Below are 25,091 nucleotides of genomic sequence, written 5' to 3' on the forward strand. Positions count from 1 at the left end.
TCGACACTCCTTTGTGTAATTTATTATTGTTTAAGACCATGCTAATTTACTGTACTTCCGAACTAGAAGCGGAAGAACATCATTACATCAAAAGATTATATGTGGTTCCATGCCTCTTCTAAATCCTTTAATGTAACAGGTTGATCTTGTAGCTTATCTTTTAAGTAGTTTTGAATTGCTACTTTCTGATGCCACCGCTCATTAGGAGGCAACGTGTGCAATTTTTCAATCAATTGATCCATCACAACCTCTGGCCAATGCTGTTCAAATTGTTCCCTGTTACTACCTAGATCAATTTCATTCGTTCGTTTCTGAAGAAATTGATCTCTGAGCTGAGCGGTCTTCTCTTGATTAATGATTAAAGTATTGGACGAACCATCTGTTTCTAGGATAACACCATAATTTCTTTGTGCTTTTTCCACACTGATGAGTCCCATTTCAACTTCGCGTAACACAAGCTCTGGATCCCTCTTTTGAGGTAATCCCCAGCCTCCGCCACTCGCTGTTCGGATACTTACCACATCTCCAACTTTTGGCGTCAACACATTAATTTTAGCAAGTTGTTTTTCGTTCGGTGTATCAGGATTCAGTACTACTCCACCAAGCGAACCAGCTTCTCCACCGAAAAGTCCCCACGGTTGGAATTTAAGCCGCTCCATCCCTCGGGCTGTCACAATCGAGTCTGGACGCCGTATTTCGAAATCTAACTGAATGGCATGGCCACCTCTACTTTGTCCAGAGCCTGCCGTATTCGGAATTAATTCATAGCGGTGTACCAGCGTATCAATATGTTGTTCCAAGCTTTCAATTGGTGTATTCTTCAGAAATCCGGAAGAGTGGTCAATCCCGTCTATCCCATCAAAATCGTGGTGTCCACCACCACCTCCACCAAGCGGCTCTACAACTGCCACATTACGGGCACCACTTGCTTCTTCCTGTGTAGAAAGGACGACAATTGCAGCTTGACCCGCACCTGCTGCTGGAATTTTATCCGGTATCGCCTTAGCCAACGCACCAAGCACGGTGCTGTACATCCGCATCGTAATACTATGACGAACACCAACGGATGCTGGGTATTCAGGATTAACAATCGTCCCTTTCGGTATGTGGATAGTCACTGGGTTTAGTATGCCACCGTTTACCGGGATATGTGGGTCTTCACTAATAATAAAATTAATAAGCCCTTGTAACAAAAACGAATGCCTGCTTCCGTTCGTCACTAAATTAAAAGCTGATTTCACCTGTGGATCACACCTGGATAAATCAATATCGATACTATTACCATCTATCGTAAGGTCAACAGCTAACCGAATAGGATGTTCTGTCAACATATCATCATCTAAATAATCATGAAAACTGTACGTGCCATCAGGTATTTGCTCAATCACCTTTCTCGTACGTGTTTCACTCTGATCTAAAAGATCTTGAATGGCAAACTCCATATTCTGAACCCCAAATTTATCCACCATATTCATCAATCGGTTTTCCGCTGTATTAACGGCAGCCACCATGGCATTAATATCCCCATAATTAAGATGTGGTACACGACTATTTGCATCTAACATTAATTTAATATCTGTATTTAATGTACCCTTACGGTAGATTTTTACTGGAGGAATACGTAATCCCTCCTGATGAATGTCTGACGCTGTTGGTGAAATACTTGCAGGCACAAGTCCACCAACATCACTACAATGGACGAATGACCATGCATAACTAATTAAGGTATCACCAGCAAAAATCGGCTTTATGATATGAACATCTGGCAAATGTGACGCAAGTCCATTTGTTGTGTAAGGGTCGTTGGTGATGACAATGTCACCCTTCTCTAAAGGACCGCAAGATTCCAACGTTTTTTTCAAACTTAATCCTAAAAAGATCGTAACCCCAACAGAACGTGGGTAGACATAAAAGTCGCCTTCCGGTGAAGCTAATGCCGTTGCAAAATCCGCTGATTCTTTGACAAATGTAGTATAGGATGTACGTTCAATCACATGGCCCATGCTGCTTGCGATCGCATGAAAGTAACTACGCATAATCTCTAAATTAGCTGGATCTGTTCTCAAACGAGTGACCTCCTTTCTCATTAGATAAAATCAAGTGCCCATATGCATTTACCTTAGCTGTCCAGTCTGGTAAAACAACAACGGTTGAGTCATGTTGTTCTATAATAGCTGGACCTGCAATTGTTTGACCGTAAGTAAGCTTAGAGCGAGTATAAACTGGCGCTTCATGCAGAATTCCTTTTAGCATGATTTGTCGGAATGTTATGGGAACAGCGTTTTCCATTGAATGTTCCAATACTTGATTTGTTACTTTAGGTGGTTGTCCTACAATCCGCACATGTACATTGATCATTTCAATCGAAGCATCTGGATTACTATGACCATATTGACTGTAATGAAGCGAATGAAACTGATCAATAATTTTATCTTTCTGCCCTTTTTCTAACCATTCCAATTGAATCGGTAATTCAATCTCATATGCTTGATGCTGATAACGTGCATCCATCGTATAGATTAACTGTTGATCCTGCAAATTACGTACTTTTTGGGAATCCAACCATTTTAGCGCCTGTTCTTCTAATTGCTTAAAACGACCTCTCAGCTCATCCATTGGAATATCGTTCAATAACACCTGTTGGGTCATAATTTCATCATGAATAAAATCAGCATTTAGCGCACCTAAAGCGGAAAGAGTTCCTGGTAATGGAGGAAGTAATACCTTATTAACATGGATTTCTTCCGCTAAGAAATTAGTTAACACAGGACCAGCGCCCCCATAACCTAGTAAAGCAAACTCACGTGGATCAAACCCGTGATGCTCCATAATATTGTTTACTTCGGCAAACATATTAGCAATCGCTACCTGAATCATACGGTCAGCCGTTTCCTGAACAGTTAAATTCAAGTGTTCCGCAATCGGTTGGACAGCTTGCTTTGATTTTTCGATATCGAGTTCGAATCCACCACCAGCAAACGATTCAGTATTTAAATACCCACATATTAAAAAGGCATCAGTCAATGCAGGTTTATCACCAATTCCATAACATGCTGGACCAGGATTAGACCCTACTGAATCAGGTCCCACCTTCAGCATTCCACCATTATCAATCCAAGCGTAGGACCCGCCTCCAGCCCCTACTGAATACATCGACACAGCTGGTAACATAACGGGAAAGCCACCTAAATGATTGCTCCCTGTATACGTAGGAAAGCCATTCTCAATAATCGAGATATCTGCGCTTGTTCCTCCCACATCGAATGTAATGACATTATCAAATCCAGCTTTCTTCACCATATCTTGCGCACCGATCACCCCTGCGGCTGGTCCTGAAAATAAGGTGCTAACCGGATACTTACTAGCGGTCTCAATATTCATAATACCGCCATTTGATTGGGTAATATACGGTGTAGCCGGTACAGCTTCTTCTTCTAGCCTTCTTTTTAAATGCATGAAATGATGTTCTACCTTTGGTTGGACATACATATTTAAAATGGTCATCATCGACCGTTCATATTCTCTCATTTGCGGCCACAATTCGGATGATAGATTGACCTTTACCTCTGGCAAGCGTTCAGCTATACGCTTTTTGACATGCTGTTCATGAACAGGATTAATATAACTATGTAAAAAACAGACAACAACACCATCTACATTCGCTTGTTCAATTGCATCGATCTTCGCTTCAAGATCCTTTTCATCTAGAGGTCTGACCACTTTTCCATCATGCTGCAACCGTTCATTCACAGAAAAAACCAAATCGCGGGGTATCAGTGGTTCAGGATGGCGAGACCGAAAATCATAAGGCACCGGTAAACGCAAGCGTTGAAAGCTTAACATATCTCGAAAGCCTTCGGTTACGAGAAACGCCACTTTAGCACCATTACGTTGTATAATCGTGTTTAAACCGATTGTCGTACCATGAACAAAATATTCAATATCTTCGGTTGAAACGCCACTTTCTTTTAACGCTTGAAGACCATTAGTTATCCCTCGGGTAGGATCTTCTGAGACTGTAGGTGTTTTCTTGCTTATAATATTTCCATTGTTTTGATCAATCAACACTAAATCGGTAAACGTACCTCCAATATCTATTCCTAGACGAAAGCGATTTTTCGTCATAAAATCTCTCCTTTAATGTATGTAATAATCGTGGATGAAAGTAGTATATCCATTCCGATAATTCCTAGTTAACTAGTAAGTTTTAGAATAGCTTAAGAAGTTTGATTTTTCAAGTTATTGAACTGTTCACAATTATCTAAAAATTACAGTCCCAGTCCGCACTGAAATGCGTATGGAAAAGGTAATGATGATTCGGGAAATAATTGATTTTAAATCTGAAGAGGATGATTAATGAGGCACATTAACAAAAGGGTAGATGGAAAATTGTTTGTAGATAGAGGCTGAGACATGAGTACTCGATTTACGACAAAAGTTTGATGTTCGTGTTTTTGTTCATTGGATAAGTATTTCTGTTGCTTGGAAAAGTATAATTATTCCTTGGATAAATGAATATATCCAAGGAATAATTATACTTTTCCAAGGAGGAGAACTAGATATCCAAGGAAGGGTGGTATCGACCTGAAAATAGAAATGGAAAACTTACTGGATAACCAAAATACTATCAGGAAATATCACAATGGAAGCATATGACGTTTTAGTGTTGAAAGAGAAGTAAATAAGGATCAAAAGGGGCTAGTTATATCCAGCCCCTTTTTAAATCCTCACCCTATTATACTCCTAATAAATTAGGTAAAAATAACGTCAAGCTTGGAAAATATGCTATGATTAATAAAGCTATGATCATAGCAATGTAAAATGGGAGCATGCCCTTTGCTGCATCTTCTATGGATAAGTTCCCAATAGCTGAACCTACGAAAAGAACCGAACCTACAGGGGGAGTTACTAATCCTACCCCTAAAGCCAACATTAATACAACACCAAAATGGATAGGATCCATCCCAATATCTGTAGCAACTGGTAGTAGAATAGGCGTTACAATCAAAATAAGTGGTGCCATATCCATAATGATCCCAAGTAATAATAAAATAATAATGATCATTAATAATGTAATTGCCGCATTTGGAGAGAAATTAATCAATCCATTTGAAACAATCGAGGGAACTTCTAATAATGCCAATAACCAACCAAAACCTGATGAAGCCCCGATTAAAAATAATACCATTGCTAACGTCTTAAACGTCTTTTGTAAAATAACTCCCATTTTTGAAATCTTGATATCTCGGTAAACAAAAAAAGTAATGAAAAACGCATATAATACTGCGATTGCTGCAGATTCTGTAGCAGTAAATATTCCAGTTAAAATACCACCAATTATAATTACTACTGTAAATATACCTAATAAGCCTTCCCGAACAATTTTAGGCACTTCTTCTTGTTTAATCACTTCTCCACGGGAATAATTTTTCTTCACCGCAATAACATATGTCAAGATCATAATGACTATTCCTAGTAATACTCCAGGAACAAGTCCTCCCATAAAAAGCCCTCCAATGGAGACCCCTCCAGCAACCGTAGAATAAATGATCATATTATGACTAGGAGGAATTAATACTCCTTGCACAGAGCTAGAAATGGTAACAGCAATCGAATAATCCGTATCATACTTTTGTTTTTTCATTATTGGAATTAACACAGATCCTAATGAAGATGTATCAGCTAAAGCTGAGCCGGATATACCTCCAAAGAAACTACTAGCCAATACGTTAACCATGGCAAGTCCACCTCTGATTTTTCCAATAATAACATTTGCTAAATTAATTAATCTTCTCGAAATTCCACCCTCATTCATAATTTCACCAGCAAGAATAAAGAAAGGAATTGCTAATAAAGAAAAAGAATCTAAGCCTGACGCCATTTGTTGTATAATTGCAGCAGGACTAATACCCATATAAATTCCTGTACCAATCGAAGCAATAGCAAGAGAGAGTGCGATTGGAACTCTAAGTATTAATAGAAAAATAAAACCACCAATTAAAAATAATATCTCCATCATTTCACCCCTTAGCTCCATCGTCATATTCCTGATGCAACCCTTTTATAAATAACAACTCAATTCCATTAGCCGTTATGAAAATACCTGCTACTGGAATAGCAGCATATAGAAAGCTCGTGGAAATCCCCAACCCAGCCATAGTAGAATAATTCATCAATAACATAAATTCTGTTCCAAAATATATTAAGATAACTCCCAATATAATGATTAAAACTTTTGCTATATTATCAATCAATCTCTTTATTTTCTCATTGAATTTCTTGACAAATACCCCTACGGCGATATGAAGTTTTTCTTTAAAACCATAGGCGATACCGAGGAAACTGATCCAAACAAATAATAAGCGTGCAAGTTCTTCCGACCATGCAGGTGTAAAATTAAAAAACGTTCGAGTAAATATTTGAAATAGTATCGTTAAGACGATAATACCAATTAAAGTTACAGATAAAACCAGTAAAAACTGATCTATTAGCTGCTTAACTTTTTTTAACGCTTTCATAAAGATCCTCCTTCATAGGTGTGCATTTAACTATTCATCGTTTGACAATCTTTCAATCCATTCACTATATTCATTACCGTATTTATCGTACACTGGTTGTACGGCTTCTCTCCATTCATTGACGTCATCCACCTCAATAAGCTCACTTCCTGCTTCTGTTACAGTCTCTTTTGAAACTTCCGTTAAGTCAGCCCATGCCTCACGTTGAACTTCTATTGATTCCATAGCTGCTTCTTTAAATGCTACTCGATCTTCTTCACTTAGCTCATCCCACATTTCTTGTGATGCTAAAAGGGCTTCAGGAGCTCCTTGGAAACCATTTACAGTATAATATTTAGCTACATTATAATGGCTAGAGGTGTAATAGCTTGGAAAGTTATTCTCTGCGCCATCAATCACACCATTTTGTAGAGAAGAGTATACTTCACCATAATCCATTGGTGTTGCAGATGCTCCAAGTGACTCTACAATATCTATTGCCAATTCCGAAGATTGTACACGAATTTTTAAGCCTCGCATATCTTCTGGAGTTTCAATTGGTCGTTCCGTATTATAAAAGCTTCTTTCTCCAGAATCATAGAATGCTAAACCAACTAATCTAGTACCTGCAAACGTATCCAAAAGATCATTGCCAACTTCACCTGTTAACATATCCCATTTTTTATCTTCATCTTCAAATAGAAATGGCATAGCTAATACACCTATTTGATCATTAAATTCCGTTAATGGTGTCGTATTAGCCCTAATAAAATCTATTGCACCTAATTGCGTAAGCTCTACGGCTTTTTTCTCATCACCTAATTGTCCACCGTGATACACTTTGATTTCATATCTTCCATTTGTCTTTTCCTCCACCAATCTAGCAAACTCTTTTGCTCCAATGGTGGTTGGGTAATCAGCTGGCTGATTTTCAGCCAAAATTAAGGTAGTTTTCCCGTCTGATTTAACGGAATATTCACTACACCCTGCTAATAATATGATAGTTAAACAAACTAACCCACATAATGACATCGTTTTCTTGTTCATCAAGTCTCACCCCTCAATATGCTGTTGAAATTAATATGCATAGATAAACATTAAAATCTAACTAAATAATAGTCAGAAAACAAAAAAATTAATTTTTGTAAACGTTTTTATTTTCAACCAAAAAAATAACAACGTTGTTATTTTCAATAATAAATTAAAATATAATTAAAATCAAGGTTAATTTATGTTTTAAAATTGGAAATTATTTCGTAATTACTGATAAATACTAGTTATGAACGACGAATAGTGGATGAAGAAAGGGTAGTTCTATCATCACAAAAACACGATTCGGAAAACGGTGCCACCCTACACTAAGTTTTTTCAAGATCCAAAGCTGGATGAACCTCTCATCACTAAAGTGACGAGTTTCTAATGTATCATCAACTTCAAACGATGCTTAACATTAGTGGGCGGGACACGACGCCCTCTATCCCATCGGCAAAAGCGTTAGGGACTACTTTTCTTATGATATTTCCCGCTGCATTCACATCGGCGTGAATGCACGTGTTCTCTTTGGTGCGATATAACCCTCGTTTGATTCTGCGGCCACTAAACACAACATTCGTTGGAACACCCTTTTCATAGATGGGCAGTTCATCCATATCCACCAAACTAGCTTTTGATGTGTAGCTTTCTTCTTGGCGCTGAACGTTAATGCCATATGGTTCCGCTTTGTACTCGACCATACGGATCAGCATCGTATGGGGGAGAGATTGAAAGTGTTGTTTGTCCTGCTTGCGAAGTTTTACCTTATTTTTCCACCCCTTATTCACCCCGATGACAATCGTGCTGACTTTGCGCGCCAGTGCTAACTGAACGATGTGATAACTGGCTTTATGGAAGGCGTCTTTTAACTTGAAATAACGTTTTTGGTCTAGTCGCTGCAATCGTTTACTATGGAAGGAACCGTCTTTTGGTCCCTGCCCGTGTCGTAAAACTCGGTAATAATGTGCACGTTGTTTGTTATAATATTGATTGATACTCTTTACCGTTTGGCCCTTCATAATAACAGGCGAGGAACCTGTGTTATCGACAATGGTTGCCAAACAATGAACACCGAGATCAATCCCCATGACATGTTTTTCATCGAGTTCTACTAGCTTTTTCTCTTCCTCTTTCATGATGACCACTTCTACCGTATACTCGCCATATGTCGGAATAATCCTTACTTGTTGCAGTTGCCCCTTTAGACCTAATTTCCCGAAGTTCACCCTTTCTTTTGTATGAGGAAATTGCAAGTATTTGTCGTCTTTCACCTTACATACCTGATTGGAAAATAGACAAGCTTTTCTTCCGTTCTTCGGTGCATACTTGGGGAGTTTTGGTCTTCCAGTATATTTGTGAGGATTTACTTGATAGTCTTTGAGGCTTGCAAAATAAGACTTCCAATTTTGAAACACCATTTTCATGACTTGTTGGTTGACTTGACCAGGTAATGCCAGGTAATCCTCATTCTCAGACACTTTAAATAATCCATCTAAAAAGGCATAAGAAGGCCATTTATGTTGAGAAGATGGATACTCAAATAACATGGCATCTTTAATCTCTTTGCGTTGATCCATAGGCTTTTTTAATTCTAATTCCCGTTTCTTCTCTACCGTTCTTCTTTTGATTGCATTCATTTGTGGAAGGTGTTGTTCGATGAGGTCGAAAACTTCTTGTTGTAGTGGTTGAAGGTTTTTTTCTTCACCAAATGCTGTGAAAATTTGACGGATGTGAAAGTTGGTGGCATTGTAAAGGTTTTTCGCTAAAAACGTGATATGATCACAATAATGATAGAGCCGATGCCCTTTTTTAATGCGAATTTGTTGGGTACGGTACATATTCCTCACCTCCCTCTATTTTCTTCAAGCAGCTTTGTACAAACGATTCAAAACTAATGGCATCATTCACCTAACAAATGCACACAAATGTTCCCTATTTATTATTTTAACCCAGAACATACGATCTGTCAAAACCGTTCGCCATTCATCTCATCACTAAAGTAACGAGTTTTTTGACAAACATTCACAAATTTGAGACAAATATCCACTTGAAAGAGATTGTCCATTCCATCGTGCATGTTCAAGATCTCCAGCAAGAGCCGCAACAGCTCTCCCTACAAAACGAGGTGTTTCTGACATAACAAATGGGGTTCCTGGTCGGTGGCATCATACCAGTTGTCTTCACCGACACCATATTCTTCAAGCATGATTTCCGAACGCATCCATCCAGGTGTTAATGCAACAGATGTACATTGATATTGTCGAAGTTCTCTAGATAAGGACCATGCCATTCGGAAATTCATTGACTTGGCCAGATCATAAAACATCGATAATCTGTAATTCTTCCTGTTGTACTCAGCTGTACCGTCTGTCATCTCAACAACCAGTCCATTTTTGCTTTTTATTAGAAGAGGAAGTGCGTAATGACTGGTAATGATGTGAGTATCTATAGCCAAACGTAACATCCTAAATCCTTTTTCTAGGGACTGTTGCCAAACTGATGTATTCCATTCAGCTAAATATTCCCCTCCCCATATATCATTAACAAGCACATCCAATTTTCCTTGTTCATTCTCAATACGTTTAACCAAAGACTTTACTTGATTCGGATCCAGATGATCGACTTGAACTGCAATACCTTGCCTACCTGATTGATTTACCATCAGATGTAGCTAGTATCGTGGAAATATCAAATAACTCGAATATTCGTAAAACAAGGGATTAGTACATAAAGAATACTTGATCAAGGGACTTTTGAGGGAATGGATAAATAAAGTAGTTACAACAACAGAAGTGTGTTAAAAGGAAAAGCATAATCTTACACGAAATTATAATTCTACAAAACATTCGAAAATCCTTCCCCAATTCAAAATTGCAAGAATTAATCACAATTAATTTGCCGAAAGAAACATGAGAACCGTCCCCATGTTTCCCTAATCTAATCTTTTTTTGTTACACCAGACTGATAAGCTGCATGAGCAACAGCCTTTCTTACACTTTCCACTACTTTTTCGTTAAACACACTGGGAATTATATAATTTGGATTCAACTCTTCCTCCGTAACAACATTTGAAATTGCATAAGCAGCTGCTAGTTTCATTTTCTCCGTTATTTTAGAAGCTCTTACGTCTAAAGCTCCTCTGAATATACCTGGAAAACAAAGGACATTATTTATTTGATTCGGATAATCCGAGCGTCCCGTTGCAAGAACCTTAACATACGGTTCGGCTTCTTCAGGTAATATCTCAGGTGTAGGATTTGCCATAGCAAATACAATCGGATCTTTGCCCATATTTTTAATGTCACTAACTTGAAGTACTCCTGGAGCTGAAACACCAATAAATATATCAGCATCAATGATGACATCTGAAAGGCTACCTACCTCAATGTTCGGATTAGTATTATTTGCATACCACTTCCATTTATCATTATTATAGTTTTTTCCTTTTACTAAAGCTCCATCACGGTCCACACCAATAATATTCTGAACACCAGCAGATTGTAACATTTTAGTGCAAGCGATTCCTGCTGCTCCTATTCCACAAATAACAACTTTACAGTCTTCTAGCCTTTTTTGAACTATTTTAATGGCATTTAATAATCCAGCTAAAATAACAACAGCTGTCCCATGTTGATCATCATGGAATACTGGAATATCCAACTCTTCTGTCAATTTTTTCTCTATTTCAAAACAACGAGGAGATGCTATATCCTCAAGATTTATCCCACCAAAAGAGGGAGCGATACCTTTGATCATTTTAACTATTTCATCAGTATCTTGGGAGTCTATACATATTGGGAACGCATTAACATCACCAAGCTGTTTAAATAGCACTGCTTTTCCTTCCATTACGGGCATAGCAGCTTCAGGTCCTATATTTCCTAGTCCTAAAACCGCCGAACCATCCGATACTACTGCAACTGTATTTCTCTTAATAGTTAACGAGTGTACTAAGGATTTATCTTCACTTATAGCAAGACAAATTCTTGCCACCCCAGGTGTATAAACACGTGATAAATCATCTCTATTCTTTACAGGTAGCCTGGGAGTTGTTTCAAGTTTTCCACCAAGATGAACTAAGAATGTTCGGTCTGATACATGAATGGTAGATACTCCTGGTAACAAATTAATTTCTTTAATTATGTTATCGATCTGATTTTCTTCTTGTACGTTTACAGTAATGTCTCGAATCGTTCTATCTTTTTCTTCCTTGATAACGTCGATTGCGATAATGTCTCCCTCTGCATTATTTACTACAGTGGCAATCTGACCAAACATTTTATTACTTTTTTTGATTTCAAGTCTAATAATGATACTAAGACTGCCTTTAAGTTGCATAATGTTAACCTCTTTTCAATTTTGGTAAGTCATCTTTTTACCATCGTAAACGAATTACGGATTAGCGAATAAAAAAGTGTTTCTTAATGATCAGCACTTTTTTACATAAGACTTATTTTTATAAATCACTTAATCGGTCCCGATCATTGATAATTTTATATAAGGTTTGGGTACCATCATTTCCTCTACCTAACCTAGCTAATTCTTTATAAAAAGACGATGATAACAATAGCCCTTTTGCCTCAAAATCCATTGTTTTAATTTGATCTAAAGCGATATCCATATCCTTAATAAAATGTTTCACATAAAATCCTGGTTCAAAGTCACCATTAATAATACGTGGAGCCAGTTTACTCAGTGCCCAACTCCCTGCAGCTCCTGTTTCAATGCTTTGGAGTACGGTAGTTGGTTCAAGTCCAGCTTCTTCAGCATAGACTAGTGCCTCACATACACCGATCATATTGCTAGCAAGTGCGATTTGATTGCACATCTTCGTATGTTGACCTGCTCCAGCCAGACCTTGATATACGATATTAGTTCCTATCACCTTAAAAATAGGCAGAACTGTTTCGAATACTTCTTTAGTGCCCCCTACCATAATAGCTAGCTTGCCTTCTTTTGCTCCAATATCTCCGCCAGATACTGGGGCATCAAGAGAAAATGAATTTTTTTCTTTTGCTTTATTTTCAATCTTTTGTGCGAGAAGAGGACTAGAAGTGGTCATATCTATTAAATAAGAATAGGGTCTTATATGATTCAAAATGCCATTTTCACCAAAATAAACTTCCTCTACATCGTTTGGATAACCAACCATTGTAATGATAATGTTTGAATTGCTTGCGACTAATGCTGGACTACCTTGCCAATTTGCTCCTTCACTTAACAACGACATTGCTTTTTGTTTTGTACGAGTATATAGGTTCAAACAATATCCGGCTTTCAATAAATTCCTAGCCATACTTGCTCCCATGACTCCAAGTCCGATAAATCCAATTGGTGTGTTATTAGGATGAAGTGGTTCCAACAAAAAAACCTCCGTTTCTTAAAAACATATCTATGATTTAATTACTGTATTTTGTAAGATTCCAATTTCATCAATTTTACATTCAATTATGTTTCCAGCTCCGACAAACTCTGCACCAATTGGACTGCCAGTTAAAATAACATCTCCAGGTAACAATGTCATTACATTAGAGAGGTAGGCAATTATTTCTTTTACAGACATAATCATCAAGTTAGTAGAACTATTCTGTTTTTCAATACCATTCACCTCTGATTTCACATATAAAGCTGACAACTCAATATCTGTTTCTATGAATGGTCCTATTGGCGTAAAGGTATCGAATGCTTTACCAATTGTCCAATGACCATCTTCTCTGAAGAATTGTGGTGCTGTTATGTCATTACCTATTGTGTAACCAAACACATAATCTAACGCATTGTCCGCTTGTATGTGTTTACACGTCTTGCCAATGACAATAGCCAATTCAGATTCAAACTTCACTTCATTGATTCCTTGAGGAATGATTATTTCGTCCTTAGGTCCGATAACCGATGTTGATGGTTTAAAAAAGAAAACAGGGATATCAGCCGGCTCTTTTGGTAATTCCGCTAACTCCTGTACAAAATTAGCACCAATTCCAATAATTTTATTTGGGGAAATAGGCGATAACAATTTCACTTCCTCTAATGAATAGCTGTCACCTGTATAAGTCCACGTTCCTAAATAATCTCCACTTATTTTCTTCACTTCCCCTTGAGAAAGTACTCCTGAGGAAATGTCATGATGGTACTCATATCTCAAAAATTTCATCTTCATCCCCACTTTTCTAATTTTACTTATTAATGTTTTATCTTAGCTTTTGCCTCTAAGCGTCGAGAATGCAAAATAGGCTCCGTATACCCATTAGGTTGATCCACACCTTTAAAAACTAAATCGCATGCCGCCTGAAAAGCTATGGAAACGTCTAAATTATTAGACATTGGTTTGTATTCGGGATCTCCACTATTTTGCTTATCGACCACTCTAGCCATGCGTTTCATCGTCTCCATGACTTGCTCTTTCGTACAAATGTCATGATAAAGCCAGTTGGCAATATGTTGACTAGAAATACGAAGAGTGGCACGATCTTCCATTAAACTTATATTATTAATATCCGGAACCTTGGAACAGCCAATCCCCATATCAATCCAACGAACTACATACCCTAGAATACCTTGAGCATTGTTATCTAGTTCTTGTTGTATTTCTTCAGGTGTCCAATTTATCGTTTTAGTCACAGGCACATCCAAAATTTCGTTTCTTACATCATCATATTGTTGACCCAACTCACGTTGAACTTGGTGTACATTTATTTGATGATAATGAAGCGCGTGTAAGGTAGCTGCAATAGGGGAAGGAACCCAAGCTGTATTCGCCCCCGCTTTTAACTGATTTCCCTTTTGATCTAGCATATCTTTCATTAAGTCAGGCATTGCCCACATTCCTTTACCAATTTGGGCGTGCCCTTGTAAGCCTGTAGCTAATCCAACGTTCACATTTGATTTTTCATAGCTTTGTAACCAATTAGAAGTTTTCATTTCGTTCTTGCGAATCATTGGTCCAAGCTCCATAGAAGTATGGATTTCATCACCCGTTCTATCTAAAAATCCTGTATTAATAAATGCAATTCTTTCTCGCACTTGATAAATACAATTTTTTAAGTTTAATGTTGTTCGTCGTTCTTCATCCATTACACCAATTTTCAACGTATTTTTATCCAAGTCAATCATTTCTTCTATACGATTAAAAAGCTCATTGGCAAAGGCTACTTCCTTTGAACCATGCATTTTAGGCTTAACAATATAGATAGAGGCTTCACGGGAATTTTGGTAGTTACTATTTCTCAATATATCGTGCTTAGCGATTAAACTTGTCAATACACCGTCCATGATTCCTTCTGGTATTTCTTGTTGATTTTCATCTAAAATAGCATTGGTTGTCATTAAATGGCCGACATTTCGGATAAACATTAACGAGCGACCCTGTAATGTGAATTCATTTCCTGTAGGAGACACGTATTGACGGTCTGATTGAAGCGTTCTAGTGACTTTTTGTGAGCCTTTAACAAATGAAGTAGAAAGGTCACCCTTCATTAATCCGAGCAAATTACTGTATACTAATATCTTATCGTTTGCATCGACTGCAGCTACAGAATCTTCACAATCTAATATAGTTGTTAAAGCTGATTCTATTAAAATATCCTTAATACCGGCATTATCTTCAGAACCTATTTTATCCTGTTTATCAATTTGAATTTCAACGTGTATATGATTATTCTTAAGCAATATTGCTTCAGGATCTAGTCTACCTCCACGGTATCCAATAAATTTCGCTTTATCACTCAGCATAGTAGATTCGCCATTTCCAAGCTCCATAACTAAGTTGCTGTCCATAATAGAATAGTTTACAACTTCAGTATGCGAATGTGCTTTTATTGGAAAAATGTCATCAAGAAACTGTTTAGCATAGGAAACAACCCTTTTCCCTCTTTGAGGGTTGTATCTATTACTGCGTTCTGCCCCTTCATCTTCACTAATTACATCCGTGCCATAAAGTGCATCATATAAACTTCCCCATCTAGCATTAGCAGCATTCAGTGCATACCGAGCATTGTCTACTGGAACAACTAACTGAGGACCAGACTGAATAGCAATTTCTTTGTCAATTCCTTGGGTATTAACTGTAAAATCAGTTACTTCAGCTTCTATATAATTTATTTCTTTCAAAAAACTCTGGTATGCATCCATATTTAAAGCGCCTTCATTTTCTTTGTACCATTTGTTTATTCTTTGATGAAGCGTATCTCTTTCTTTTAATAACTTGTTATTCCGGGGAATAAAATCATGAATAAGTTCAGAAAACTCTTCCCAAAACTTATCTCTTGTTAACCCACTCCCTGGAAGCACCCTAGAATTAATAAACTCAAATAATTTTTCATCCACATAAAGATTGCTAATCAAAACATACCCTATCATAAATTTTACCCTCCTCTTTTTGTTTAAGTTAAAACCATCGAGTAGTAACCATTTTTTTTCTTGTGTAAAATTCAACTCCATCTTTTCCGTTAACATGCAAATCACCATAAAATGATTTCTTCCATCCTGAAAATGGAAAAAAGGCCATTGGAGCAGGAACATTCACATTAATACCAATCATACCTGCATGAATATGATCTCTAAACTCTCTGGCAGCCTTGCCACTTTGGGTATATAAGACAGCTCCATTGCCAAATTTCGATTGATTAGTTAACTCTATCGCTTCTTGTAAATCTTTCACACGAACAATACTTAATACAGGACCAAATATCTCATCTCGCCATATTTGCATTTCAGTTGAAACATGATCAAAGATAGTTGGGCCCAGAAAAAATCCGGAGTCTTTTTCTTCTATATCGAGCCTACCGTCACGGACTAGATTTGCCTTTTCTTTTAGCCCAGTTTCAATATAATCATTCACTTTTTTCAAGTGGGAGTCTCTGATAACTGGTCCTAAAAAAACTTCATCATTCTTCCCTTCTCCGATTTTTATATCATTAGATCCCTGCACTATTTTTTTCACTAACATATCGGCGATTTCATCTACCACTACAACTACTGAACATGCCATACAACGTTCACCTGCACTGCCAAAAGAAGCACCCAATATACCTTGAACTGTCTTATCCATTTCAGCATCTGCTAATACAATAGAATGATTTTTCGCACCAGCTAACGCTTGAACCCGCTTACCAAATTGGGATGCTTTTTGATAAACATACTCTGCAACAGGTTGGGAACCAACAAATGAAATAGCAGAAACATCCACATGCTCCAAAAGACCATTTACTACATCCTTCGATCCATTCACAAGGTTTAACACTCCATTTGGTAATCCCGCGTCTGAAAATAATTCGGTTAAACGTTGTGCTAAGAGAGGAGTTCTTTCGGATGGTTTTAGCACAAATGTGTTTCCACAAGCAATAGCAAGAGGAAACATCCAACAAGGAACCATCATTGGAAAGTTAAACGGAGTAATTCCACCTACCACCCCTACTGGATAACGATACATTCCAGATTCCATGTCTGTCGCAATATCTGGTAAGACTGAACCCATCATCAAATGAGGTGTACCAGCAGCAAATTCAACACATTCAATTCCTCTTTGAACTTCCCCTTGCGCTTCTGATATAGATTTGCCATTTTCAAGAGTAATCAATTCTGCCAATTCCTCACGATTTTCAATTAATAATTGTTGGTATTTAAATAATATTCTTGCTCTGCGTGGAATGGGTGTTTTACTCCAAGAAGGAAAAGCTGATTTGGCCGCTGCAACTGCCTGTTCAACATCTTCCATACTTGAAATCGGGACATATGCTAGTAACTGACCCGTTGCTGGATTTGGTACTTCTCCCACTTTGGTCGATGCTGCCGGTATCCATTCACCATTAATATAATTTTTTAAGTGTTCAACCATGTCTAGTCTCCTTCTACATAAAATGATAGGAATAACACGTTTCATATAATTCAATAATTTCTTCTTTGGATGGTACCTTAGGGTTATTATCAGGACTTCCACTTGCTAATGCATCGTCAGCCATTTTGCAAACAAATTGTTTAAATCTAGTCATTTCAATTCCCCAGTCTTTCATATTTGGTATATTTAATTCAGCACAGAGCTTCCTAATTTCCTCTACTGCCGAATCAGCAGCCACCACATCAGATACTTGTTCTAGATCTCGATTAAATATCCGGCCTATTATAGCCATTTTTTCTATACAACTTTCTTTACTAAAATAAAGAATTGCTGGGAGAATCATGGCATTCGAAACACCATGGGGCACATGAAATAACGCCCCAATTGGTCGGGACATTCCGTGAACTAAACAAACGGAAGCATTACTAAATGCTACTCCAGCTTGCATGGATGCTAGTGCCATTTTTCCTTTTGCTTTTGGATCTTCATTATTATAAGATAATCTAATATTTTGTGAAATTAGACGTATTGCAGATAATGCTAAATTGTCTGTCATTGGGTGGGAAAGTCGTGAGATATACGCTTCTATGGCATGACATAATGCGTCTATCCCTGTACTTGCTGTAATATGTGATGGCAATGTGTACGTAAGAATAGGGTCAACTATGGCAACGGAGGGTGTTAAAGCAGGATCTTTAATCATCATTTTTACATCGTTTTTTGTATTTGTGATTACGGTGACATCGGTTACTTCAGATCCTGTTCCTGCGGTAGTAGGTAAGGCAATAAAAGGGATAGTAGAATGATTCATTTGTTTTTTAGATTCAAAATAATCCACTACATCTCCATCGTGCTCTGCAAGTACAGCAACTGCTTTTCCTGTATCAATACAGCTTCCACCTCCCAAAGATACAATCACATCACAATTTTCATCCCTAAAAAGCTTAAGTGCCTCTTCCACATGTCTATCAGTTGGTTCTGAATTCACACCTAAATATGTCATACAGTTAACACTTGATTGTTTTAAAAACTGGATACATTGATTTACGTGTCCTAAGTTATCCATTACTTTGTCACTAATCAGCAAGCATTTATGCCCATATTTTTTTACTTGCTCTCCTACTAAGCCAAACGAATCTTCACCATAATAAAGACATTTTGGCATCCTAAACGAGAAAATGTTATTCATTTGTGCCCCTCCCTACATCAATTAATCTTTAATTTTTGTATTCTCCCTATATCCGAATTGCTTTGCATACTCTATATCTTTATACGTATCCTCTAAATAATAAGGGTAACCAAACGTCATCTTCACTCGTGCCATAAAATATGGTTTGTTATGCAAAATCCAATAATGTCCGAGCCTTTCCCAATGAGTACTTGCTTCTTCTAATAAGGATATTGCCAAATTTTTATGGTACAATGTATAATTTAAACTATATCTTTTAAGCTCAATAGCAGCTTTAAATTTATTTTGATAATATCTTCCTAATTCTACCCAAGCATATAAATCTAATTGAGTACATTGGTAATGGCTAGACTTTACTTCTCTAGAAGTTCTCTCTAAATCTATTAAAATTTCCTCAACATTCTTCGTACATTCTTCTAAAATAATTACAATATCATTAGGAGTCTCTCTATAATCTTTCAAAACTTCTTCTAAGACACCATTATTCTCCGCTATTACAAACTCATTAATACTCATTACACCACTTCCTGGCATTGCCTTAGCTTCCACAAAATCTAGAATTGTTTTAAATCCGGAAACTTGTGAGAGACAACTTTCTGGATGCCACTGAAAATCATAGTCCATCCAAAATAATCGATTTACAGCAGGTATGATTTTGGATGCTTCGCGTAATCCCGTTAGAAACTTCCCCGCATGTGCTTTTCCATAAGGTTCCTGTAATAAATGTTCCCAAACCTCATCCTCTATATCTGGGTTATAAGATAAGCGTCCCCATAATTGAAATTGAAATAAATGTTTTTCGAAATCATATGTCCATGTCTTATGTCCATAATTAACATGCTGAAAATCTTTTCCCCATATATAGCCATCTGCCCCCCAATAAAAGCCTTTCACATAAGGTTTTAGCATTCCTTTCACATAAGCACGGACGTAATCCGGCTCCCCCCACCGGAAGGTAAATACATCATCATTTCTCACCGTATAAAGTACTTGAGTCTTTTCGAGGTCAATCCCTTTCCACGCCCCCCATAATTTTTCGAATTGAGGCTCAGAGTGAGAATAACAGTGAGCATTAGAATATTTCCAACTAATATATAAATCTTTGGAATCAAACTGTTCTTGTATGACATCTTTTATTTCTCTTCCCGCACTTTGCATATTAGTACGGTGGATAAATGAAATTTGACGTCCTGATTCCTTAATCGCTTTTATATAAGTTTCTGCAATCCAAGCTTCCTTCTCATATCCGGTGCCATCCATCCATTCGCTTGCCGAAGTCCCGATACCTTTTAAATCAGGATAAGTAAGGAGTACTTGCAAAATCATTTCATAAAAATAATCTTTAATTATTTCTGATGTTTCTCTGAATCGATTTAGCGTGGTGCCCACTCTATGAATCAGATGGTCATACATATTTCCAAATTCACCTACAGAGGAAGGATAACCAAGACCAGTTGCTACTTCTGGTAACAATCTAATATTCCAAGTAAATAAAAATATGTCGATACCTCTATCCTTTGCATACTTCATTAAATTTCTGAAGAATTGTATATTTGCTTTGATTTTTTGATCATCATAAGGATTTGCTTCTCTATATTTCGATGATACAACCATTAAATGAAATGGGTGTTCTGACCATAAACTCAAGCAATTATAACGATTTTTTGCTAACATATCGATATAAGGACGCCAATATTCCATGTTCATACACGTATCTTCATTTTCAAGCAAAGCATCGCCCTGATCGAAAGGAGCATAGGGCAAATTATACTTAATGCCTCGCATCTGAAGGCTTGGTTTTTGACTTATTTGTTCATCAGCTAATAATTGTTTTCCACGCTCGATACACTCTGCCCACTCTAGACATCCATACATGACCCCTCGGGAATCTTTACCCTCTATAATAATTAGTTGATCTTTTCGTCTAATTAAAAACGCTTCATCCTCAAAATTATAGGATTCATTGATTTTTCGTTCATCCACTTTTCGAACTACAATGCCTTTTGATGGATATAAGGTCGTTACATGTTTCTCATATTGTTCTACATAAAATATATCCCTCCGAAGTAAACCTTTTTTTATCTGATCTACACCAAATTGAATGACAGGATCACTAGAATCATAAACAAGTTTCAATCAAGCTTTCCTCCTTCCGCTAAAAAAGAAGCTATAAAAATTGAAAAGATTGTACGATTTATTACATTTCATTATAGAGGCCAACCTATACGGCAATAAACAGACAAGTTTTGTGTAATTTACACATCATTTATTTGTGTAAAGGAATAGCATAAAAAAACGTTAATTACCTTGTTTACTGATGGACATTTATTTATTAGTCAAAAACTGTCTGATAAAATGTCAATTTCCGTCTATAAGAAAACCTAACTGAAAATGCAAAAAATCGGTCATTCTCTTCTTAAACGTTTTCGTTATAGAAGAAAATGACCGATTTAACTTAGCGATGTTCCTTTTTATATTGACTAATTGTCATCTTTACATATCTTTGAAACAGGCGATTTAAATTTCGTTCAGAGTACCCTATCGCCTCTGCTATTTCACATACACGGGTATCCGATTCAATACATAAGCTTTTCGCTTTTTCCACTTTTCGTTTTAATACAAAATCTCTAAAATTAATTCCCACCTCTTTCTTAAATAATCGACTTAAATAAGAAGGAGTTAAATTCACCATATCAGCGCATTGTGAAAGTGTTATATCTTCAGAAATATTCTCTTTTATATATTGACATACTTGTTTAACTGATAATGTACCTGGTGAAAATTCAGTATCATCATTTAATCGTTGGTATAAAGGAAATAATTGCTCTTTAAACCATTTATTTATTTCATCAATAGTATGGAGGGATTTTAACTCCCCAAACAAATCTGCTTCAAAAATATCCATCACACTGTTCCCTTTCTTTTCAAGGGACAATATTATGGAAGATAGTAAGAGATGGAAACATTGATAAATACTATTGTAAGACTCAAATGAAGCAGTTGCCTTAATAAATTCATCTAGGGTTTTCTCGGCTTGATCGATATCCCCCACCTTTAGAGAATCAAGAACTCTAGTTTCAAATTCTCTTGGATAAAAAAACATCCCTTTTTTCTTTGAGAATTCTAAATCATCAATAAATAGAATGGAGTCTATATTTTTATAAAGGCGATATTTAAGTGCTTCTAAAGCTTCTTTATAAGAATGAGAGACTCCAATTACACCTTTATATACATTTCCAACACCAATAGAAGTATTTATAGATAAATATTTTCGAATTACATCGCGCAGTTGTGCAGCGGTTTGATGTAATTTTTCCTTTATTTCATCATTGATCAAGTCTTCTTCGAAATGAAAAATAGCAATTAGGTTATTCTCTGCATTATTGAGATCGATACCATCATAACATTGTTCATTGTCTATTAATTCCATTAAGATGTTTCTAACAGCATAAAGTAGAATCGGTTTATCTCCATCTTCAATTCTCATTTTATCTTCATAACTACCTAAATTGATCACCATAGCTACATATTGTTTTTTTATGGGAATGTTATATTGCTTACACTGTCTATAGAACTGATTATTAATAGTAAAATTCCCATCTAGGATTTGCTGAAAAAACCATTCTTTTAAAGTAGGTTCAATTTGTTCTTGATAATTTCTAAGTTTTTGTTTTTCTTTATTTAGATTGCTCAAGCTATCTCTAATAATATTTATTTCATTTTTTTGGTCGTTCATTACACTTTCTTCGTTCAATGATTTAGTATAATTCAATAATTGCTTAATAGGAGAGTATGCACGGCGCGTAGTATAAAAGGTTAATAAAATACCTACTCCTAAAAAAAATAATACAGATGACAGGATCATCCATCTGAAAAATTGAGTTAATTCAGTAATGGATGATTTCTGAACCATAGATAGATAGATTCGATCAAACCTAGGCACTATATCATAAACATATAACGTTTCATTGCCATTTTGATTATCTGCATAGAACGTGCCCTGATTAGATTTACTTTCTTTTATTTTGTTTAAAACACTCTCAGTGTAAAGATGTTTCTCGCCATTTATCTGGTCAAAAAGCATATTGTTTTGAGAATCTAACACTAAGGACGTTATGTGCTCTTGACTTGGGAAGTAATCTTGAAATAGTTCTTTCTTTACCTGGATGACAAGCAATCCTTGTGAGGATGTTGTGTGCAATACAGGTAGTTTGCGAAAATAGGAGATATATCCTTCGTCATCCGCAACAGGTAAATACTTCCAACCAACTTTAGGTTGTTCATCCATCACCTTTTCTACATCTTTAATATATTTAAATGATCCACCTTTAATGAAACCGTATTCATTAGAAAGAGCAAAATTATATTCTGTATTATAGTAATAAATCTCATCGATAAAACTATTTTCTGTTTTCTTCACCTTAAATTTTTCAAGAATTTCTAGGTGATTCATTATCCGATTATTAAATTGGTTTAAGGTGAAAGAATCATGGATAAGTGGGTCTGTAGCTATTTGATGCGATTCTAATTCTATTTCTTCCATTAATCGTTCCACACGTTCTTTAAAAAGTATTAAAGAGGATCGTGTGTCATTATTGATGTCCTCTGTTAATGAACTATTGAAAACATAATAATATACACCACCAATTAAAATAATTGGAATACATGCTGATAGACAACCAATCCAAATCAAACGATAATAATAGCTTTTGTGGTTTCTATTTTGGTTGGTTCTTAATAGGGGGATTTTTCTTAACCAATTAACCATATATATCACCACTTTTTAATATAATACGTGAGTAGTTTTAATAATAGTATTCAGTATTCCATCATAAAATTCCTTCTTTAAAATATGATTTAAACTTTTTAAAAGAGCCCTTTCATTCTATTCTAGAGTGAAAGGGCTTATAATCTCTCTTTCTACTTAATTAATAATTTTATATCTTAACTATTCTCAAATGCTTCAAATGCTTCATTGAACTCTTGGAATGCCTTCTTAATTTCCTCTTGATTTCGTAAGGTGTTGATATACCCTTCAAATTCTTCCATAGAAATATCACCTACAATCGCTTCTACAACTCTACTCTCCCATTCATTTTGATACCTTGGCCATGCGTCTACCCAAGTATCAGAATGTAAATAAGAAAATATGTTTACTTTCCCAACTTCACTATAATGTTCGGTATCGGCCAGGATTTGTTCATTGTACTCTTGTGGTGCATTTTTATCAAAACTCTTCCACCAGTCATTATAAGTTAATGGTACAGGTTGCTGAGCAGACGTCCCGATTTGAACGGCAAGTTCTTCATTCATCACTTTATATCCATTTTCATCTTCTTCATGATGAACTCCCTCTTCACCGAAGAAGATAAATTCAAAAAACTCTTCAGTATTCGTAAATTCAAAGTAATCTAATATCTGCTTAACTTTTTCTTCGGATAATTCATTAGATAGCATCAGTGCACCATATACGCCGGACTCAAGTTGCACAGCTGGTCCTGCAGGTCCTTCTAGTTCAACAATCATTACTTCTCCTTCGGGTTCTGTTTTCTTAATGGACTCTTCGAACATCCATGCACGCCATATATTTCGAATATAAGCTCCTGCTCGACCTGATTCAAATAGCTCTTGTGTTTGTGTCCGACTCATCGTAGCAAATTCATCAGGCAGCACATCGCGTTCATATAAATCCCTGAAATATTCTACTGTATCAATATAACCATCACTCAAATTTACATGAATCAGCCCACCGTCATCATCATATGTTGGATCTAAAGCACCAAACCCAGCCAAAAAGGCGTTATGAATACCTGTTCCTCCATAAGAGTGTACGTGTCCCATGGTATCATCTTCACCGTTTCCATCTGGGTCTTCTTTAACCATAGCTTCTAGTGTATCAGCAAATTCATCTAAAGTAGTTGGTTCTGGTAGTCCTAGATTATCTAACCAATCTTTACGAAGTTTTATACCTTGATCGACACTTGGTCTATTTCGTGGAATACCATATGTTTCACCATCTAAGTTTGCAACTTGCCAAGCATTAGGACTTGCATTGTCTCTTAGATTTGGATAATCACTAAAGTCACCCAAAAATTGTCCAACTTCCCAAAAAGCACCATTGTTAATAGCTTTAATTAAGTTAGGTGAATTAACATTTGGTGCCCATAATACATCAGGTAAGTCACCAGAAGATAAAACTAAATCAAATTTAGTTTCAAAGTCACCGGATGGTACCCATTCTATATCTAATTTAGTATTAGTTTTTTCTTGAAAAGCTGTCCAAAACTCATTATTCATATCTGGAACTTCTTCAAACAATGGTAGAATCATGCTTATTTCCAACGGTTCTTCACTACCTGATCCATTATCTGATTCATTATCTGTAGTGTCTTCACTTGATGAATCTGATGAAGTCTCAGAATCATCACTACACCCTACTAATAATCCAAATGCTAACAGCACAAATAACAACTGCTTTCTAAATGGGTTTTTCATTTTCACCCTCCTAATATTCTAATATGGAATAACTTATCAATGAATT

General features: G+C 36.4%; 15 protein-coding genes and 1 pseudogene. All 16 read right to left on the reverse strand.

The genetic code is table 11. The features are described from left to right. Window positions 1-95: 95 nt before the first annotated feature. On the reverse strand, window positions 96-2,066 hold the full coding sequence (locus tag GI584_RS19845) for a hydantoinase B/oxoprolinase family protein (protein ID WP_153792334.1): 1,971 nt from the start codon (window positions 2,064-2,066) through the stop codon (window positions 96-98). After that, complete coding sequence (locus GI584_RS19850; protein ID WP_153792335.1) at window positions 2,047-4,125, reverse strand: hydantoinase/oxoprolinase family protein; 2,079 nt, start codon at window positions 4,123-4,125, stop codon at window positions 2,047-2,049. The genes GI584_RS19845 and GI584_RS19850 overlap by 20 nt, the downstream gene beginning before the upstream one ends. Before the next feature lie 610 nt (window positions 4,126-4,735). After that, window positions 4,736-6,016, reverse strand: coding sequence for a TRAP transporter large permease (locus GI584_RS19855; RefSeq protein WP_153792336.1), 1,281 nt, complete (start codon window positions 6,014-6,016; stop codon window positions 4,736-4,738). A gap of 4 nt (window positions 6,017-6,020) precedes the next feature. Next, a complete protein-coding gene (locus GI584_RS19860) occupies window positions 6,021-6,518 on the reverse strand; it encodes a TRAP transporter small permease (RefSeq protein WP_153792337.1) in 498 nt (165 codons plus the stop codon). Between the two features lie 30 nt (window positions 6,519-6,548). Continuing rightward, on the reverse strand, window positions 6,549-7,544 hold the full coding sequence (locus GI584_RS19865) for a TRAP transporter substrate-binding protein (protein ID WP_153792338.1): 996 nt from the start codon (window positions 7,542-7,544) through the stop codon (window positions 6,549-6,551). A 386-nt stretch (window positions 7,545-7,930) separates the two neighbouring features. Next, complete coding sequence (locus GI584_RS19870; protein WP_153792339.1) at window positions 7,931-9,367, reverse strand: RNA-guided endonuclease InsQ/TnpB family protein; 1,437 nt, start codon at window positions 9,365-9,367, stop codon at window positions 7,931-7,933. A 189-nt stretch (window positions 9,368-9,556) separates the two neighbouring features. Then, window positions 9,557-10,191: pseudogene (locus GI584_RS19875) on the reverse strand (SDR family oxidoreductase); the annotation flags it as partial. A gap of 275 nt (window positions 10,192-10,466) precedes the next feature. Then, entirely contained in the window at window positions 10,467-11,867 is a 1,401-nt protein-coding gene (locus GI584_RS19880) for an NAD-dependent malic enzyme (RefSeq protein ID WP_153792340.1), read from the reverse strand. A 118-nt stretch (window positions 11,868-11,985) separates the two neighbouring features. Continuing rightward, window positions 11,986-12,891 carry an NAD(P)-dependent oxidoreductase gene (locus GI584_RS19885; RefSeq protein ID WP_153792341.1) on the reverse strand — a complete coding sequence of 302 codons (906 nt, stop codon included), beginning with the start codon at window positions 12,889-12,891 and terminating at the stop codon, window positions 11,986-11,988. 30 nt (window positions 12,892-12,921) lie between these two features. Further along, a complete protein-coding gene (locus GI584_RS19890) occupies window positions 12,922-13,680 on the reverse strand; it encodes a fumarylacetoacetate hydrolase family protein (RefSeq protein WP_153792342.1) in 759 nt (252 codons plus the stop codon). Between the two features lie 29 nt (window positions 13,681-13,709). Then, window positions 13,710-15,884 carry a malate synthase G gene (locus GI584_RS19895; protein ID WP_153792343.1) on the reverse strand — a complete coding sequence of 725 codons (2,175 nt, stop codon included), beginning with the start codon at window positions 15,882-15,884 and terminating at the stop codon, window positions 13,710-13,712. Window positions 15,885-15,912: 28 nt separating this feature from the next. Beyond that, complete coding sequence (locus GI584_RS19900) at window positions 15,913-17,361, reverse strand: CoA-acylating methylmalonate-semialdehyde dehydrogenase (RefSeq protein WP_153792344.1); 1,449 nt, start codon at window positions 17,359-17,361, stop codon at window positions 15,913-15,915. A gap of 13 nt (window positions 17,362-17,374) precedes the next feature. Then, the gene (locus tag GI584_RS19905; protein WP_153792345.1) at window positions 17,375-18,550 is read right to left on the reverse strand and encodes an iron-containing alcohol dehydrogenase; all 1,176 of its coding nucleotides are present in this window, start codon (window positions 18,548-18,550) and stop codon (window positions 17,375-17,377) included. A gap of 21 nt (window positions 18,551-18,571) precedes the next feature. After that, window positions 18,572-20,686: a hypothetical protein gene (locus tag GI584_RS19910; RefSeq protein ID WP_153792346.1), complete on the reverse strand. Its 2,115-nt coding sequence runs from the start codon at window positions 20,684-20,686 to the stop codon at window positions 18,572-18,574. 319 nt (window positions 20,687-21,005) lie between these two features. After that, window positions 21,006-23,093, reverse strand: a complete 2,088-nt coding sequence (locus GI584_RS19915) for a helix-turn-helix domain-containing protein (RefSeq protein WP_194842056.1) — start codon at window positions 23,091-23,093, stop codon at window positions 21,006-21,008. 401 nt (window positions 23,094-23,494) lie between these two features. After that, on the reverse strand, window positions 23,495-25,045 hold the full coding sequence (locus tag GI584_RS19920; protein ID WP_153792348.1) for an extracellular solute-binding protein: 1,551 nt from the start codon (window positions 25,043-25,045) through the stop codon (window positions 23,495-23,497). Window positions 25,046-25,091 lie beyond the last annotated feature (46 nt).

Source organism: Gracilibacillus salitolerans (genome assembly GCF_009650095.1).
GTDB lineage: Bacteria > Bacillota > Bacilli > Bacillales > Amphibacillaceae > Gracilibacillus > Gracilibacillus salitolerans.